General features: G+C 57.3%; 13 protein-coding genes. 6 read left to right on the top strand and 7 right to left on the bottom strand.

The features are described from left to right. Positions 1 to 15: 15 nt before the first annotated feature. Together rnr and L1A08_RS10090 are read right to left on the bottom strand one after the other, a co-directional pair. Entirely contained in the window at positions 16 to 2,268 is a 2,253-nt protein-coding gene (rnr, locus tag L1A08_RS10095; RefSeq protein WP_238756247.1) for a ribonuclease R, read from the bottom strand. An 80-nt stretch (positions 2,269 to 2,348) separates the two neighbouring features. Further along, positions 2,349 to 3,320: a 3'-5' exoribonuclease YhaM family protein gene (locus L1A08_RS10090; protein ID WP_238756245.1), complete on the bottom strand. Its 972-nt coding sequence runs from the start codon at positions 3,318 to 3,320 to the stop codon at positions 2,349 to 2,351. 253 nt (positions 3,321 to 3,573) lie between these two features. Between L1A08_RS10090 and L1A08_RS10085 the strand changes: the two genes are divergently transcribed. The 6 genes from L1A08_RS10085 to L1A08_RS10060 all read left to right on the top strand — a co-directional run bounded on the left by L1A08_RS10085 (position 3,574) and on the right by L1A08_RS10060 (position 11,132). After that, positions 3,574 to 5,310 carry a proline--tRNA ligase gene (locus L1A08_RS10085; RefSeq protein WP_238756243.1) on the top strand — a complete coding sequence of 579 codons (1,737 nt, stop codon included), beginning with the start codon at positions 3,574 to 3,576 and terminating at the stop codon, positions 5,308 to 5,310. A 32-nt stretch (positions 5,311 to 5,342) separates the two neighbouring features. Continuing rightward, a complete protein-coding gene (locus tag L1A08_RS10080) occupies positions 5,343 to 6,158 on the top strand; it encodes a hypothetical protein (protein WP_238756242.1) in 816 nt (271 codons plus the stop codon). Then, positions 6,151 to 7,845, top strand: a complete 1,695-nt coding sequence (locus L1A08_RS10075) for a J domain-containing protein (RefSeq protein ID WP_238756240.1) — start codon at positions 6,151 to 6,153, stop codon at positions 7,843 to 7,845. The genes L1A08_RS10080 and L1A08_RS10075 overlap by 8 nt, the downstream gene beginning before the upstream one ends. A gap of 204 nt (positions 7,846 to 8,049) precedes the next feature. Then, a complete protein-coding gene (locus L1A08_RS10070; protein ID WP_238756239.1) occupies positions 8,050 to 9,075 on the top strand; it encodes a sugar phosphate isomerase/epimerase family protein in 1,026 nt (341 codons plus the stop codon). 220 nt (positions 9,076 to 9,295) lie between these two features. After that, positions 9,296 to 10,435, top strand: coding sequence for a Gfo/Idh/MocA family protein (locus L1A08_RS10065; protein WP_238756238.1), 1,140 nt, complete (start codon positions 9,296 to 9,298; stop codon positions 10,433 to 10,435). A 208-nt stretch (positions 10,436 to 10,643) separates the two neighbouring features. Next, positions 10,644 to 11,132 (top strand): GreA/GreB family elongation factor, encoded by a 489-nt coding sequence (locus L1A08_RS10060; protein WP_238756237.1) that lies wholly within the window; start codon positions 10,644 to 10,646, stop codon positions 11,130 to 11,132. Positions 11,133 to 11,280: 148 nt separating this feature from the next. Here the strand turns inward: L1A08_RS10060 and L1A08_RS10055 are convergent, their stop codons facing one another. From L1A08_RS10055 to L1A08_RS10035, 5 genes are all read right to left on the bottom strand, one after another. Continuing rightward, a complete protein-coding gene (locus tag L1A08_RS10055; RefSeq protein ID WP_238756235.1) occupies positions 11,281 to 11,592 on the bottom strand; it encodes a hypothetical protein in 312 nt (103 codons plus the stop codon). Positions 11,593 to 12,102: 510 nt separating this feature from the next. After that, entirely contained in the window at positions 12,103 to 14,124 is a 2,022-nt protein-coding gene (locus L1A08_RS10050) for a sigma 54-interacting transcriptional regulator (RefSeq protein ID WP_238756233.1), read from the bottom strand. 263 nt (positions 14,125 to 14,387) lie between these two features. Beyond that, a complete protein-coding gene (locus L1A08_RS10045; protein ID WP_238756231.1) occupies positions 14,388 to 14,951 on the bottom strand; it encodes a cyclic nucleotide-binding domain-containing protein in 564 nt (187 codons plus the stop codon). Positions 14,952 to 15,087: 136 nt separating this feature from the next. Then, entirely contained in the window at positions 15,088 to 16,317 is a 1,230-nt protein-coding gene (locus tag L1A08_RS10040; protein WP_238756230.1) for a Glu/Leu/Phe/Val family dehydrogenase, read from the bottom strand. Between the two features lie 174 nt (positions 16,318 to 16,491). Next, positions 16,492 to 17,604, bottom strand: a complete 1,113-nt coding sequence (locus L1A08_RS10035; protein WP_238756228.1) for a hypothetical protein — start codon at positions 17,602 to 17,604, stop codon at positions 16,492 to 16,494. Positions 17,605 to 17,647 lie beyond the last annotated feature (43 nt).

Raw genomic sequence — 17,647 nt, 5'->3', positions numbered from 1 at the left:
GCTCTCTCTGCCGAATTACTGTTTGCGTTTCCGCGGCGGCTGCTTCTTCGTTTGCTGCTGCTGCGGTTTGGACGACTTGCGTTTGATCCGCTTTTTCTTCAGGCCGGGCTTCTTTGCCGACGCTGGCTTCCCGGTGTCGTTGAGCATCCGGATCAGCTTCATGTCGAGTTCGCGCCGGTCGACATCGACATGGGCGATCTTCACCCGTACCGACATTCCCAGCCGGATACGCAAGTTCGTCCGCTTGCCAATCAAGCTGTGCGACTCCCGCTCGAAGTAGAACTGGTCGATGTCCGAAAGCACGCTGATGTGGATCATTCCTTCGGCAGGCACTTCGAGGCACTGACAGAACAGACCAAATCGCTCGACACCGGTAACGACCGCATCGAATTCGTGCCCGACGAACTGCTCCATATACTGCAGCAGTTTGAGCTTGGTCAGTTCGCGCTCGGCCTTCTCGGCTCGACGTGCCATTTCGCTGCAATGCAGGCCGACCTTTTCGACCTTCTCGTAGCTCTCTCCTTTGTACTTCTCGCCGCGAATAAGCAACCGATCGACAATCCGGTGCACGGTGAGGTCAGGGTAGCGACGGATCGGGCTGGTGAAGTGGCAGTAGTGCTCAGCCGCCAGGGCATAGTGTCCTTCGTCGGCAGGTGAATACTCGGCGGCTTGCAGGCTTCGCAGGAACGAATAGTGGACCGCCCGCTGCAACGGCGTTCCCGCTGTTTCTTCCAGCAGGTCCTGCAGGGCGGCCCGGGTCTGCTTCCGTGGTAGAGTCAACCCGAGTGAGTCGACAAACTCGCTGAACAACTTCAGCTTCTCCGGCGACGGATCGCCATGCACTCGCCGCAGGAACGAGATTCCCTTTTCGGTGAGAGCGGTGGCGACAGCCACGTTGGCCGCAAGCATGAACTCTTCGATGATCCGGTGACTCTCGTCATGCGAGGCCTCGATGGCTCCGGAGACAAAACCGTCCGCGTTGAATGAAAGCTGGATCTCCGGCATGCTCAACTCGAGCGAACCGCGTTCGAATCGACGCGTCCGCAGAATTCGGGCGAGTTGCTGCATCCGTAACAACAGGTCGGATACCGTGTCGCCGTACTGTCCGCGATACTTCTCCGGATCCTGCAGGAAGTCCATCACCTGCTCGTAGGCGAACCGCTTGCGAACCTTGATCACAGAATTCGCGAACCGCGTATCAACCGGAACACCCTCGGGTGTGAACTCGATAAACGCTGACTTCACAAAGCGAATGCGATCCTGCTGCAAACTGGCCAGGCCGTTGGAAAGCACCTCCGGCAACATCGGGATAACCTGCGTCGGCAGATAAATACTCGTGGCCCGCTTGTAGGCTTCGTCGTCGAGCGGGGTGTTTGGCTGTACAAAATGCGACACATCGGCGATGTGCACGCCGAGATGGTAGTGCCCATTCTCGGTCTGCGTCAGCGAGATTGCATCATCGAAGTCGCGGGCGGTCGCGGGATCGATGGTGATGATCGGATCGAGTGTCAGATCGAGTCGTCCACCGAAGTCTTTCTCGTTAAAGTCCTCGGCCTGTTTCGTGGCCTGTTCCAGGACGGCCTGGGGAAACTCGGTCGGAAGTCCGTGCTCGTGGATGATCGTGAGCGTATCGATTCCCGGCTTACCTCGTTCACCAAGAACCTCAACCACGACCGCTTCACCGACGGCGTATTGCGTCGGGAAACGAAGCATTTCGATGACGACCTTGTCTTCGGGCCGGGCTCCCTTCGCCCCCGGGTCACCGACCCAGATCGCTTCTTCGTAGTTACGTCCATCGATGAAGACGTATCCCTGGCCATCCTCTTCGAAGTACAGCCCCACAAAGCGGTTTGTCGCCCGTTGAAGGACTTCCACAATCCGCCCGCAACGCTGACTGCCCGACTTCCGGCGGTTCGTCAACGCGACCGCGACTTCATCGCCGGTCTGGGCATCGCCGAGATCCCGCTGTTCGATGAAAATATCTTCGGTGATATCAGCTGGCTTCGGTTCATGCAGGATGACGTAACCATTTCCGGTCGACACCTTCCGCAGGATCCCGTGCAACGACGTCGCTTTGTCGAGGACATGCAACAATCCGGTTTCGTCACGCTGAACGCGTCCGGCATCCACGAGTCGCTGAACCGTTTCGTTCAGCTTGTCCAGAGCCTTCTTCTTGAAGCCGAGCTTCTTTCCCAGCGATTTCAGCGTCATCGGCTCGTAGTTGCCGCGTGACATGTAGTCGATGATCTGCTGCTTGAGAGATGCCATATTGTCCTTTCACACTCTCGTGCCGCGGTCGTTCCGTAGACGGCTCCTGCGATCGAATTGGCAGATCGATCCCGGCCCGTTTACTCGGTTCCGACCAGCCCTTTGAACAGCTTCCGGTCGATTCGCGGACTGAATGCCGTCCAGTTCGAGTTCCGGTTCGGATCGGCATCGATCATCGAAGCAAATTCGTTCACTTTTGCGTCGATGTTATCCAGATGATGCAGCACGATCGCTTCCGGCGTCATCGGCAGTTTCGGACTGCCAAACTCGTAAGCTCCATGATGGCTGGCAATCATGTGCTTGAGCCGCAGAACATACTCTTCCTTCACCGGAGAGCCCTTGTCCGCGACTTCACTGAGCTTCTCATTCAGAATCTCGACGCCAATAATCAGATGGCCAATCAACTGGCCTTCGTCGGTGTAGATGAATGTGCCGTCGTAGCCCAGTTCCCGGATTTTTCCGAGGTCGTGCAGAAAAACTCCCACCAGCAACAGATCGCGATTGACGCTCGGATAGAGATCGACCATGCGGTCGGCTGCACTCATCAGAGTCACGATGTGTTCGAGCAGTCCGCCGAGGTAAGCATGATGCGCTTTCACGCCAGCGGGAGCCGTCTTCAGCTGGTTGACGATCGATTCGTCGGCCAGGAAGCACTGCATCAGCTGCCGCATGCCGGGGTCGGAGAGGCTCTCCATGAAGTCCGAAAGACGAACGAAAAGTTCTTCAACGTTCTGGTTCGTTCCCGCCTGGAAGTCCCTGGCGTCGACACCGTCCGCCGGCGACACATCGACCCGTGAGAGGATCATCTGTAGATTGCCGTTATACAGCTGAGCCTTGCCCCGAACACGCACGTAGTCGCCGGTCTGCATGTGTGCGACCTGCTCCTCATTGATATTCCAGAGCAGGCCATGGATCGACCCGGTTTTATCCCGCAAGTCGGCCAGCAAATAGGTATCGCCGTTGCGATTTGCCCGAAGCTGTTTATCGGCCAGAACGTAAACCTCGTCGATCGTCTCGCCGTCAGAAATCTCATTAACGAATCGGCGTGCCATGCCTGAAGTCTCTCTTCCTGCAGAACTTTTTGTGCGAATTGCGAATCTGGAGTGTACGGGGAGCAGATGACGTCCACAAGTTCGCGCTCAGACTTCCCGTATGCGGTAGAACAGTTAAACTTCCCCCTGAACGGATTCCGACCTGAGGAGAATCCGATCTCAACACGACCCCGACACCGTTTGATTGTCGACCGGGGTCAGCGGCAGACTCAGCCGGCAGCCGGCTCACTGGACAGGAAAGAAAGCAGCACGCATGCGGTGGTCCAAAACTCTCATCCCGACCATGAAGGAAGTCCCCTCCGATGCAGAGATTCCCAGCCACCAGCTGATGATCCGGGCTGGCCTGATCCGCCAGCTTATGGCGGGAGCCTACACCTATCTGCCGCTCGGCTGGAGAGCGGTTCAGAAAGCGGCTCAGATCATTCGGGAAGAGATGAACTCCGCGGATGCCGTCGAGATTCATATGCCGGCATTGCAGCCGATCGAACTCTTCGACCGCACCGGCCGCAACGAAGCCTTCGGCTCGGTCCTGATTCGTCTCGATGTGAAGCGGGGCGATCGTGAAGTCCACATGGCCCTCGGGCCGACTCACGAAGAAGTCATCACCGACCTCATCTCGAAGCAGATCAAGAGTTACCGCCAGCTGCCGCTGACGCTCTATCAGATTCAGACGAAATTCCGCAACGAAGAGCGGCCGCGTTTCGGCGTGCTCCGAACCAGCGAATTCCTGATGAAGGACGCCTACAGCTTCGGTACGTCGCTCGAACAGCTCAACGAAGCGTACGACGCGATGTACGCCGCGTATTGCCGCATCTTCAAACGCTGCGGACTGACCTACATTCCGGTTGAAGCGGAGAGTGGTCCGATCGGCGGCGACGCTTCTCATGAATTCATGATTCCCGCTGAGAACGGCGAAGACCACATCGTTTACTGCGAATCGAGCGGATACGCAGCCAATCTCGAACGCGCGGAAACGGGGCGCAAGACGCCCGATCTCAGCGGTTCCGGCAGCGGGGCGGCCCTGGAGAAGGTCCACACGCCGAACGCCGGCAGCATCGAAGCCGTCTGCAAGTTTCTGAAGTGCAAGCCTGAGCAGATGATCAAGACGTTGATCTATCTGGCGGACGACCAGCCGGTCGCCGTGCTGCTTCGTGGAGACCATGAAGCCAACGAAGGCAAGATCCGCCGGGCTCTGGATGCCAGTTCCGTCGAACTGGCCGATGAGACGACGATCAAGACGATCACCGGAGCGGGGATTGGCTTCGCAGGCCCGGTCGGGCTCGAATGTCGCGTTATTGCCGATCATGATGTGCCGCTCATCGGCGACGCCATCACCGGTGCCAACGAAACCGATCAGCACTACGTCAACGTGAATCTCGGCCGCGATTATCAGCTCGAAACGACTTATGATCTGCGAAACGCCTGCGAAGGCGACCCGTGCCCGAAGAGCGGCGAGCCGCTGAAGTTCGTCCATGGCATCGAAGTCGGTCACGTCTTCAAGCTGGGGACCAAGTACTCCAAGAGCCTCAATGCTGTCTTCCTCGACGAGCACGAAAATCGCGAGCCAATTATCATGGGCTGCTACGGTATCGGCGTGAATCGCATCGTCGCCGGACTGGCCGAGACGAAGCACGACGACAAGGGGCTGATCTGGCCAATTACCGTCGCTCCGTTTGAAGTTCTCCTCATTCCGTTGAATACTGAAGACGCCGAACTCATGCAGGTCGCCGAAAAGATGTACGCCGACTTGCAGAAGCAGGGGATTGACGTCCTGTTCGACGATCGAGCGGCCCGCCCGGGGGTGAAGTTCAACGATGCCGATCTCATCGGCATCCCGTTCCGCGTCGTCATTGGCGGCAAGGGACTCAAAGAAGGCGTGGTCGAGTTCAAAGGCCGCACGGCTGAGAATCCGGAAAAGGTGCCGGTCGATAACGCCGTCCAGTATGTCGTGGATCAGGTCGCAGCCGCGAAAGCGGAGTTGTCCGCCTGAAGCATCCCCAGTGATGACGAGCGAATGAACGTATGATCGAGCGGTCTGCGGAAGAAAAACGGGACTACGTCACGTCGATTCTCACGGCGGACCGCATCGACTGCCGCAAGGTGGTGAAGCAGCGTCAGGTGTTTCTGAATGAAGGAACTCCCGCCTCCACGCCTGTCGTTCCGGCTCAGTTCTCGGTTCAGCGGGCACGACAGGCCGAAGCGACCCTCTCCACTGTCCGCCGCTCGATGACCGAGACCGAGCAGGAGGAAACACAGGAAAGCAATCGACAGGAACGAAACACGCGCTGGGTGCTCTTCTTCGTCATCATTCCGGCCTTCAGCCTCTTGCGGTACGCATTGTCGGATCGAAATTCTCCGGAACCAGTCCAGCCAGCGGTCTCCTATCGCAATTCGCAGTTCATGCCTAACGAACTCGACCTGCAGGAATTCTCGCCGAACGTCAGCTCGAGAATGAGACGGTCGGCTCTGGAAGTTAATCCCGACGGGAAGCCGGCGATTCCCGTCCGAGCAGTGACGCGACAGATCCTTTCGCAAGCTTTACCGACCCCGTCCCCTACGGATAAGAGATACGCCGCTGTTCGGCACGTGCGAAATGACCCCGCTGCCGCAGGTGCTCTTGCAGAGATTGATTCCGAATTTCGCGAATACCAGAAGAGCCTGGAATGGGAGGCGGACCACGGCTTTCTCCGGGAGGACGATTTGAAGGAGTATCACGCCAGAGTGATGCTCTATCTGGAGACGGTCTATCAGCTGGCGATCCAGCATGGACACGCCCCAGCTGACGCGGCGGAAGCACTCCCCGTACCCGTCCCGAGCAGTGAGGACAGCGATGAGTGAGACCCCCGAGCCTGACTGGCACCTGCTGCCTCATTCGCCGGTGAGCTTCTTCGGGCTCTCCGAACAGTATGAGATGCGGGATCTGAAGCGGGCTTACGGCCGGCTCATTAAGAAGTATCGGCCTGACTTCCATCCCGACGAGTTTCAGAAGATTCGAGCAGCTTACGAAGCACTCAAGTCGAATGAAGCGATCGATCGGGCCTTTCTCACTCCCGATATCAACATGGAGTTGTCGAGTCCGATCGAAGAACTTCCCGGTTCGCTCACGGGCACGATTTCCTACAACGAATCCCGGCCTCCTCTGATCTCATTGAGAGAGCGGCTCGACTCGCAAGCGGATCTGCAGCAGGTTTACTCCGATCTTCGGCAGCAGACCATCCTCTCGGAACAGGACTATGTCGGCCTGGCCGTTCTCGCCGACGCCGTTGAGACAGACGAAGAAGAATCGTTCCTCAACTGGATCATTACCGGTCTGGAGACTCGTCCTGCCTCGGCGGTCCTGATTTCGTTGACTCAACAGTACTGCCAGCAGTCGGTTCCCGACGAGCAGATCGAATCCGTTATCAGTCAACTCGCCGACCGCCTGCCGCAGTTGACCTTCGCCCAGGTTACACTGCCACTCTGGTTGCGACTCATCCGCATCGACAGCCAGGTCGCCAACAAGATCCATGGCGAACCTCGCTTTCCACGCGTATGGGCGAGCATCGGCGGCAATCCTGAGTTCGCCGGGAGCTACGCCCAGTTTCAACTCTCGCTCGAACTGCTCCCCGCTTTGGCTGTCACCGACGACGAAGCCCGCTTCGAAGAACTGGCGCTCGCCATCGATATGGAACACCAGTTCTTCTACCCGCAGGATGATTTCCGCAGAGAATTCGCGGATACGATGCGGTATTTCATCGTGAAGTCGCAATTCGAAACCGTCATGCAGCACAAGCACCAGCTGTTGCGCGAACTGATTGTCGACTACTGCACACAGTTCGACAAACTCGCCGTGCTGGAGAAGTATCGGGAGAGGTATCGGCTTGCATTGCCTGGTCTATGCGATCTCTATTCCACCGCACCGACGCCGTATGAGACGACGCTGACTCGGATCGCTCGCTGGTTGTCCGCTGACGCACGTCGCTATCTCGAAGTGCAGGAGCAGTCAGAAGTTGATCCTCTGAGCGACATTACCACGGAGGATCGAAACAAATTGACGTCCCGTTTCTGGTGGAAGAACCTGTTCGCCATCTGCCTCACACACTGCTTGATCCCAGCTACTCTCATAATCTGGTGGCTCCTCGGCGATTCTCTGGCGGGGATCTCCGCCGGATCTGCCCCCCCGGTTATCGCGGCTGGTATCCAATGGTCTTTGATTTTCGTGATCGCGTTCACACTGGCTCTGGTTTTGGGAGGGCTCATCTACGTTCGAAGCGGAACTGTGGTGCGAATGCAGATGTTGCTCAAACAATTTCGGCGAGAGTGGCGACGAAAGATCTCAGCGTCGATACTCAATAGACGTATTGGCGAGGAAGAGTTGGCTCAAGGGCTATCGGCCCCTCTTGCGGATCAGTCCGATCAACTGGAACAGGGATTACAGCGGCTGGTCGCCCAGGATCCTCTGTTGAAACTCCTGACCACACTCTTCCCCAACTGGACCGATCCCTGGAATGAGCATCCGTTCGTCGATGACTCTCCGCATGCCTGAATCGGCAGGGAAGGGGACGAACTCATCAATTGAGTGTCCTGACTGGCTCTCACCGACGCCGCGGTCGCTTTTTGCCCCTCCCACAGTTGAAATCTTTCGCTGATTCCATCACTCTCCGTTGATCTATTGCTGTTCTCCAAATCGCGGGATCTCCGCCGATTCTGATCGTTATTGACTCGATTCACCCTGGAATGGAACTTCACGATGTCTCACGCAAAACCCAAACTGCATAACGCGATGTGGCCGGGACTGGTTGGTAAGGAAGAAGGAACCGACCATCCGCCGATCAGCCTGGATCGTATGCTCGAACTGACCGCTGCCGCCGAGGTGAACGGCCAGAAATTCGAGGGAATTGACTACTTCCTGTTCCATCCGCACACCGATCCCGATGCGTCCGACGACGAACTCAAGGCCATTGCCGACAAGATCGCCGGTTACAACCTGAAGGTCGGTTCTCTGGTTGCCCCGATCTGGCCGGGAACGGTTGGCGATTCGGCCATGGGCGACGACGAAGCTCAGAAGAAGTTCCTGCTGGCCGTCGAAAAGGCCTGCCGTATCGCTAAAGTCTTCAACGAGCATGGCGTCCGCAGCTACGGCTGCATTCGCATCGACTCGGCCTCCGGCGTCCACGACTGGGCTGCCGATCCGGAAACGAATACGAAACGAATTGCCGAAACGTTCCGCAAAGCCGCTGATATTGCCGCTGACAATGGCGAACGCCTGGCAGCCGAAGGGGAGATCTGCTGGGGAGCCATGCATTCCTGGAAGGACATGGTCAACCTCCTCGAAACGGTCGATCGCCCTGAGACACTCGGCTTCCAGGCTGATTTGGCTCACACCTATCTGTATCTGATGGGCTACAACTCGGAAGAAAGCGCTCTGCTCAAGCCGGGCTACTCCGACGAGGAATTCTGGGCGGCTTACGAAAAGATGACCGATGCACTGCGTCCCTGGACGATCGATTTCCATGTCGCTCAGAACGACGGAGAAGTGCACGGCACCGGTTCGCACGACAAGACCGGCAAGCACTGCCCAGCCGACGATCCCAACGGCAAGCTCGACATCGTGAAATGCTCGGGCTACTGGCTGAAAGACGCCCAGAGCCGTGGCATCGAGCACATCTGCTGGGACGGCTGCATGTTCCCGAACGAAATGCTGGAAACGGCTTCAACCTGGAACACGATTCTGGCCGCCATGGTCAACGTCCGCGACGCCCACGGCTGGAGTTAAGCGGTAAGTTCACCCAAGGGTAGCCCCAGTTGCTCCGCTACCGGGGCCGACGAAGTCGGCACGAGGTGCAAACAGAGGCGTTGAACAAAATACTCGATGCCCATTTGCGACCTCTTGTGGCTGCGCCACCCCGGTTGAATCAACCGGGGCTACCCAGAACACCTTGTACACTGAAATGATCGCCAATCGGCGAGACACAACTATCAACAGGAGACACCACGTGGCTAAGAAAGAACTTCGCATCGGTCTGGTCGGTTACGGCTTCATGGGCCGTACGCACACCAACGGTTACAAACGAGTCGGGGACTTCTTCGGCGAACTCGAATACAAACCCGTGCTGCAGGCTGTTTGTGGCCGGACGGAAGACAAGGCGAAAGCCTTCGCCGAGCAGTGGGGCTATGCGTCCTACGAAACCGACTGGAAGAAGCTGATTGAACGCGACGATATCGATGCCATCGATATCTGCACCCCGAACGATCAGCACGCTCCCGTGGCCATCGCGGCCGCCGAAGCCGGCAAAATGGTCCTCTGCGAAAAGCCGCTGGCTCGCACGACCGAAGAATCTCAGCCGATGGTCGATGCAGTCGAGAAGGCCGGCGTGCCGAACACTGTCTGGTACAACTACCGCCGCGTTCCGGCCGTGACACTGGCCAAGCAGATCATCGATTCCGGCAAGCTCGGAAAGATCTTCCACTACCGCGCCAACTTCCTGCAGGACTGGACCATCAATGCGGAACTCCCCCAGGGAGGAGCCGGCTTGTGGCGTCTGGACGCAGCGGCTGCCGGCTCCGGTGTGACCGGCGACTTGCTCGCCCATTGTATCGATACCGCTCTGTGGCTGAACGGATCCATCAAAGACGTCTCAGCCGTGACCGAGACCTTCATTAAAGAGCGAATGCACAACCTGACGGGCAAGAAGGAAAAGGTCGAGATCGACGACGCCTGTACCTTCCACTGCCACTTCGAAAACGGCTCGCTCGGCCTGTTTGAGTCGACCCGCTACGCTCGCGGTCATAAGGCGCTTTACACGTTCGAAATCAACGGGGAGCACGCCTCGATCCGCTGGGATCTGCACGATCTCAACCGACTTGAGTACTTCGACCACAATGACGAATCCCAGGTCCGAGGCTGGCGAACGATCCACATCACCGATGGAGACCATCCGTACATGGATCACTATTGGGTTCCCGGGTTGTGCATCGGCTACGAGCACACCTTTATCAATCAGGTGGCCGACTTCCTTCGCAGCCTGCAGGACGGCACGCCCTGTCCGCCAACCTTCCGGGATGCGCTCGAAACGGCCAGGGTTTGCGACGCCGTGCTGAAGAGTGCCCGCGAACGCAGCTGGCAGGACGTCTAATCGGCCGCGAGCCGATCGAACCTGCCCGCGAGAGCAGGTGTCCTCTCACGAAGATCGGTCCCGGGTTTCCGGGACCGCTTTGTGTACGGACCGCAATGTTTTCCGTTCTCGCTTTCTGTCATTTCGCAAACGTGCTACATTCAAAAAGATCAACGGGGCGCAGTCAATTGCTGCGACCCGTCTTTGTTTTAAGGGGAGTAGGAACACCATGGAACGTCATCCAATCACACGCGAAGGACACGATAAACTTAAGGCAGAGATCAAGCACCTTGAGACCGTCGTCCTACCCGAAATCGTTGAACGACTCGCCGAGGCGCGCGCCGAAGGCGATCTCAAGGAGAATGCCGAATACCACGGGCAGCGTGAGCAGCAGGGGATGGTCCAGGCCAAAGTCAACATGCTCAAAACGAAGCTGTCGAGCTGCTACATCGTCGATAAGGCCGATATGCCCAAGGGCGTCGTGACGTTCGGTTCCACAGTCACTGTGAAGGACCTGAAGTGGGACGATGAAGAATCTTATGAGTTCGTCGGCCCCGGAGAAGAGGATTACGACTGCGAACCGATGAAGGTCCTGACGTCCAGCCCGCTTGCCAAAGCGATGGAAGGGAAGAAGGTCGGTGATAAGGTCTCCGTTGAAACGCCGCAGGGAATCCGCGAGCTGGAGATTGTAAAGATCGTCGATTTCGACGAGGAGTAGCCCCTTCCCGCCGGCGTTGGAACGGATACCCCGGCGGGCGGAAGCCTCGAAGAGCCTCTTTTGCAACGACGATCAAAATCCGATGGGCGCAAAAATAAAAACGGAGCCAATTGGCTCCGTTTTTGCTTAAACCGTTCGCAAGAGCGAGCTAGACGATTTCTTCTTCGCCCGCCTCTTCGTCGTATTCTGTTTCGCCGCCTTCGAGCAGATCGGCATCGAGCACGGGTGCGTGATCGTAGCAGTCGGAATCGTGCCACAGGGGCATTCCGGCGGCATAACGAGCGGCGAGCATCATCACCTTGTCTTCCGAGCCCGGCTTGGCGTCGGTCGGAGCCATTGGATCAATGCCCAGATTCTCAAATTCATCCATGTCAAACGCATCGGAGAAATCTGCGACGTAAGCTCCCTGGTCGTCGAACATCACTTCGTAGTCAGGTTCGACATTCTTCGATTTTCGCATTCTCTACTCCATACCTAAACTTAAAACACCTGAACGTGAACAAACAGCGAGCGCAAGATTTCCGTCGCTGGAAAGCAGGAACTTTTCTCACCCCTCTGCGAAATGCAGTTCAACCTACGAAAGATGTGCTCAGAAAACCGTTGCTGAAAACACAGGTAGGGAAAGCTGCATCCGAGGTCTCAAATCGCGTCGCGCCAAAGAGCGAGCAGTAGGCGGACCGTCGATTAGAGATTCCATGTGAGTAAAAGTGGAAGGAAATCGTGTGTGCCTCTCTGGCTGATTCTCTGCCGCATCCGGCATGATGTCAATAAAATTTCGCGTAAAATCAGCAGAATCTAATAACTCGTTCTATTGACAGACTCGGAGCAACTCGAACAGCCCCGACAGACTGAACACACGACGAGATCTCCACTCGCGTGACCTGTTGACAACATCGGCTCGACAGTCGACCGCACGTGAAGAAAAGCCGCCAGCTGGCGGCAAAACAACCAGAGGTTGGGCAGGAATCGATCAGCGGTTCTTTAAACCGTACTTCTTGAGCTTTCGGTCCAGCGTGGATCGCTCGATTCCGAGGATCTGGGCGGCTCGCGATTTGTTCCCCTGAGTCGATTCGAGCGTCCGGAGAATATGATTCCGTTCGAGCTCTTCGATTGAGAGCTCGACGTAGTCGAGCCCTTCGGAAGCCGGCTCAACAGATGGAGTCGGCTGGCCGTCGAGCTTGGAGAGCATGATCACATCCGGGGTCACAGTTTCCCCGTTGCAGAGGACAACGGCCCGCTCGACCGTATTCTGCAGTTCCCGCACATTCCCGGGCCAGTCGTAATTCGTCAGCTTGTCCATCGCCGGGGGGGCAAACTCCGAAACCGGGCGCCCTGATTTGTTCGCGAACCGTTGCGCGAAGAACTCCGCGAGAATCGGGACATCACCCATCCGTTTTCTCAACGGCGGAACTGCGATCTCAAGGACCTGCAGTCGGAAGTAAAGGTCCTTACGAAACTGTTGCTCGCGAACTGCCTGTTCAAGATCACGGTTGGTCGCCGCGACGAGCCGAACATCGACCTTGATCGGAACTGCTCCGCCCACCCGTTCGAAGGCATGGCCTTCCAGAACGCGGAGAAATTTCGCCTGAATTGCCGGGCTCATCTCTCCGACTTCGTCCAGAAAGAGCGTCCCCTTGTGAGCCTGCTCGAACTTTCCATGCTTGAGGCCGGTCGCTCCCGTAAATGCGCCTCGCTCGTGGCCGAACAGTTCGCTCTCAAGGAGACTTTCGCTGAGGGCCGCACAGTTCATGCAGACAAATGGTCCGTCGCGACGCTTGCTGTTGAAGTGAATCGCCCGGGCGACCAGCTCCTTGCCGACGCCACTCTCGCCCCGAATCAGAGCGACAGTATCGATCGGCGCGACGAGGCCGATGGTCTCTCGAAGCTGTCGCATCGCTTCGCTGGATCCGACCAGTTCACTCTCGATTGCCAGCTGCTCGCGCAGTTGACGATTCTCGTTGGTAGCTTTCTGAAGTCCGTCCTGCAGTTCCAGCTGCTTCTGCAGATTTCGCAACGCCACAGCCAATTGATCAGCCACGGCGAGGGTGTAATCGAGACCATCGGCATCGAGTGGATTGTCGACATTGGTGGAATACAGATGGATGAGACCGAAGAACTCCTGCTCATCATGAATCGGAGCAATGACCAGACTCTGCACCTGCATTTCGTCCAGACTGTCCCGACTGGAGAGATCGGCTCGCGTGTTGATGTCTCGGGCCAGAATCGCTTCTTCCGATTCCATAACCTGTTGCGTCAGCGAACTCGACAGTTTGTGATAGGTGTGTTCGCCCAGGCTGCGGTAGCTCGTCACGACCAGATCGTTCGGCGTGGTTACTCGCTTCCGTCTGCGGATCGAACTGGCTGGCTGAATCAGTACCGCTCCAATATCCGCACCGGTCACTCCCACCAGGCCGTCGAGCACGATATCGGCCAGATCCTGAGAGCTTGTCGCTTCGCCCATCTTCAGGGCCATCTGGTAAAGCCGTGACAACTTCGCGCCGGCACGCTGATCTCCATTGGGACCGAGCGTGTCATCGGGGGAATCGCGAAGTGTGGAACGCTTCTGGCGATGGATGATCTCGGGCAGGGGAGCCGGTTCGTCGATGACACGAATATCCGTCGCGGTATCGCCATCGAGATGGGACGGGCCCCGCTTGAGAGAAGCCGTCTCGTCGTCCGTGAACAGGATCATCGTCGAACCGATGCGAATGATATCGCCATCAACGAGTCGCCGATCCTGGTCCACCGGGATTTCGTTAAGGAAAGTCCCGTTCCGGCTGCTCCGGTCTCGCAACATCCAGCCCGTGCTCAGGTGAAAGACCTCGCAGTGGTTTCGGCTGCAGATCTCGTCTCGCAGGACGATGCGGTTTGTACTTGCTCGACCGATATCGGTCACCTGGTCAGGGTGGAGAGAATGCCGTTCTTCGGCTCCCGTGGGATCGCTGACGACCAGATATACGGTCTCATGATTGTCAGAACTACGAGCAACCAACGTTTATTCTTTCAAAAGCAGATCCACGAGCCGCTCGCGCTGCGGCCACGTAAAGCTGAGGATCAGTGCAAAGACTGTCGCGCCCGAAATAACAACTGGTATTCTAGCCAATCCCTCGGGAGGTACAGGCGTTACCAGATCAGTCCCATCGTTTTCTTCAAACTTGATGGTCGGGGTCGGGCTGGAGCAATTGCCGAATCCTGAACTTCCCGGAATGCAGTCAAACACCTTCCGAGGCAAGCCTTCAGCATAGAACAAACGTTCTAGAAATCCCACTCTCGGTACAACTTGGCGCGAAATTCGTGCCACTCTTCAAAGCGTGCATCGCCGCCGCCACTGGAAGAGGGGACCTCGTTCGATTCCAGCAACCGGCAGACCCAGTTATCCATCAGATGCAGTCGTTCGGCGGCAACCGTCACGATGTTGGTCAGCAACACAAGAGCGATGTCGCCGGCATCCTGTCTCAGGTCTTCCAATGCCGACCAGGAGAGCTTATGGACCGTCGACTGTCGCACGCTGCGAACGTTGGCGGTATGCGGGGTCTTTCGGAAGAACGACATCTCGCCGAACACCGATCCCGGCCCGAGAACGGCGAGGACACGTTCGGGTTGTCCGCCGATTCCGTCTCGGACAACTTCCGCACATCCGGCACTCAGCAACCAGATCCCGGGATTCGCCTCACCCTGCGTCAGGATCAGAGCATCAGATTCGTAGCAGAGGTGTTCCATTCGGTTGAACACTTCTTCGACCTGGGCCTCATTGAGCCCACGCATCAATGGAGTGCTGTCGAATTCGAGATCTTCAATTGTTGCAGTCGTCGTAGACACGAGAGATTCCTTTGCACTGGAGCGAAATGCTCGACCATATGTCCTCGCAGGAACGAATTCTTCGCCTGAATCGCTGCATTGTACGCGGACGGAACGTTAACTTCTTTAAGAGCCTAAGTGAACTGCTCTAACGCGATCAGTATCCTCCCAGAGCGGTTGCCCGCCCCACGCGGCCGATCCCCACCAGGTAAGCCGCGAGACGAAGGGGAACTTTCTTTTCCGTGGCCAGAGACCACGTGGTCTCGAAGGCATCAATCATCTTGCGATCCAACTCGTGCCGGACGCGTTCCAGATCCCAGCGGAAGTGCTGACGATTCTGAACCCATTCGAAATAGCTGACCGTCACCCCGCCGGCATTCGCGAGAATGTCGGGGAGAAGGATGATTCCTCGCTTCGCGAGCGCCCGGTCAGCCGAAGGCACGGTCGGATTGTTCGCTGCTTCCACGATGTATTTCGCCCGGATGTGAGGCACAATCGAATCGACAATCACACCACCGATCGCAGCCGGGATGAGAACGTCACAGTCAGCCGTCAGCAACTCTTCGTTCGAGATGGCTTCCGATTCGGGAAAGTTCAGAACTTTCTTATGGGTGGCGACATAGTCCGTCAAAAGCGGCACATTGATTCCCTGAGGATTATAGATTCCGCCGTAAGCATCGGAGATGGCCACGAGCTTTGCTCCCCGTTCATGCAGGTATTGAGCGGCAAACTTGCCCACGTTTCCGAAACCCTGCAGGGCGATCCGGGCCCCTTCGATGTTCTTTTCTTCCTTTTCGAGCAGGGCGATCGTCAACAGGCCGACACCGCGTCCGGTGGCTTCTTCGCGCCCCGCTGCTCCGTGTAATTCGACCGGTTTCCCGGTCACGCACGCCGGATTGAAGCCGTGGTACTTCTCGTACTGATTCATAATCCAGGCCATCACCTGGGCGTTGGTTCCCATATCTGGGGCGGGGATATCCTTGTCGGGGCCGATGACATCATGGATTTCGTCCACAAATCGCCGGGTCAGCCGCTCCAGTTCGCCGGGACTGAGTGACCGGGCGTCGATCTGGATGCCGCCCTTGGCTCCACCGTAAGGAATATCGACGACGGCCGTTTTCCAGGTCATCAAGGTCGCCAGAGACAGCACTTCATCGGCATCGACTTCCGGATGGTACCGCAGTCCGCCCTTCATGGGCCCCCGAGATCGATTGTGCTGGACACGGTAGCCGATATAGGTGGCCAGCTCGCCGTTGTCCATTTCCATCGCCACCTGAACTTTGACCTCACGCTCGGGCGTCAGCAGAAGTTTCTGCATATTCCCCGACAATCCCATGATGCCGGCGGCTTCGCGGAAATACTGATCAGTTGACTCGCTGGCTGTCATCGGACTTCCTCTTTCCAGACGTGTTGTCAGACGTCCTTCTCTCAAGAACCTAGCGTTGCAGATGCGATGGAAGGGACGACCTTTGTGGCACCCTCAGAAAATACATCGACACCTGCTTATGTATTTGTAGATCGAGTTTTCGGGTCCGACAAGAACTTCCTGAACCTGCCGGCCTTATTGCACAACGTTCGCGTCGGGTCGTGAGGCGAGACGTGGGGTAAAGGCCTCGTTGAGGACCTCAGCGACCAGTTGATGACCGGCTGCGGTCAGTCGTCGACCATCCTCGCGAAACAGGGGGCCTTGCGCCCCTTTGTCGAGGAGGTGATCGGTGAGATCGAGGAACTCGAGTTGCTGTTCGGCGACGAATTCCTCCGTAATCCTCCGACAGTTCTCGGCGAGCGAATCACGTTCCAACTGAGAACGCCCCGTCCGCCTCGCGATTTCATTCGCGGTTGGGAGATAAACGATCGTCATTTTCATTCCGCTTGCAGCACTCCGGCGGGACAGATCCGCGAGCGGCTCCAGGGCCTGCCTGATTAGTTCACTGGTGACCGGGACCTCGGTCGCAAGCTGCACGCCGGACTCGAACGGATCGCTCGCTGGCTCTCTTCCGAAGAAGAGATTCCCCAGCAGTGGCAATCCGACCTGAATCAGACGGTATTGGTCAATCAGCTTGCGAGTTGAGTCCGTTCCGGGCGTTCCAGACTGCCCCGGATGACACCCGAGCTGCGGCCGCCCGGAGGCGTCGAACTCCATTGACCGCCGAACCACGAAATCATTCTCGCAGCTCTCGATGCCAACGACGCAGATCAGCCTGTCGGCTGATGCCTGTGCAATTCGCGAGTCGAACTGCAGTTGCCAGAGCAGGGGACAACCACGAGGCATGCCGCCATTGAGGACAACTGGTGGTGAAGGGGACACTGCCATCGTTGATTCCCAGCGTCCCGCAAATGTACGCTCAACTGGAAGATCGGGCGCCAGCACGCGGCGACTGCCCAGACAGACTGTTCGCTGACCGTTCCCGTCAACGTCTTCCGCAGTGACACGAAATCCCTGCGAGTCGTATCTCAGATCGATCGCCGTCCCGGGCTGTACGGGATATCGAACCGTGCAATCCAGAGGAGCCTGTAGAAATCCAGTTTCGCAGGGGATCCAGCCGGCATCTCCGCCATTGAGCCCCAACTGGACACAGGCGTCTTCGTAATTGTGTCGCAACGCCAGTTCAGCAGCGATCACCGCACCGCTGACCAGCAACAGACCAAGAATGAGAAACCGGATTCTTGGCACGGGAGTGCACCAGATCTTGTCGAGTTTTGGGATCGGAAACTTG

Source organism: Rubinisphaera margarita (genome assembly GCF_022267515.1).
GTDB lineage: Bacteria > Planctomycetota > Planctomycetia > Planctomycetales > Planctomycetaceae > Rubinisphaera > Rubinisphaera margarita.
This window is presented reverse-complemented; position numbering and strand designations above follow the sequence as displayed.

Excerpts from the sequence above, each read along its gene's own strand:
- L1A08_RS10060 (WP_238756237.1), top strand. The coding sequence starts at position 10,644 with ATGGAACGTCATCCAATCACACGCGAAGGACACGATAAACTTAAGGCA.
- rnr (WP_238756247.1), bottom strand. The coding sequence starts at position 2,268 with ATGGCATCTCTCAAGCAGCAGATCATCGACTACATGTCACGCGGCAAC.
- L1A08_RS10070 (WP_238756239.1), top strand. The coding sequence starts at position 8,050 with ATGTCTCACGCAAAACCCAAACTGCATAACGCGATGTGGCCGGGACTG.
- L1A08_RS10085 (WP_238756243.1), top strand. The coding sequence starts at position 3,574 with ATGCGGTGGTCCAAAACTCTCATCCCGACCATGAAGGAAGTCCCCTCC.
- L1A08_RS10080 (WP_238756242.1), top strand. The coding sequence starts at position 5,343 with ATGATCGAGCGGTCTGCGGAAGAAAAACGGGACTACGTCACGTCGATT.
- L1A08_RS10090 (WP_238756245.1), bottom strand. The coding sequence starts at position 3,320 with ATGGCACGCCGATTCGTTAATGAGATTTCTGACGGCGAGACGATCGAC.
- L1A08_RS10075 (WP_238756240.1), top strand. The coding sequence starts at position 6,151 with ATGAGTGAGACCCCCGAGCCTGACTGGCACCTGCTGCCTCATTCGCCG.
- L1A08_RS10040 (WP_238756230.1), bottom strand. The coding sequence starts at position 16,317 with ATGACAGCCAGCGAGTCAACTGATCAGTATTTCCGCGAAGCCGCCGGC.
- L1A08_RS10055 (WP_238756235.1), bottom strand. The coding sequence starts at position 11,592 with ATGCGAAAATCGAAGAATGTCGAACCTGACTACGAAGTGATGTTCGAC.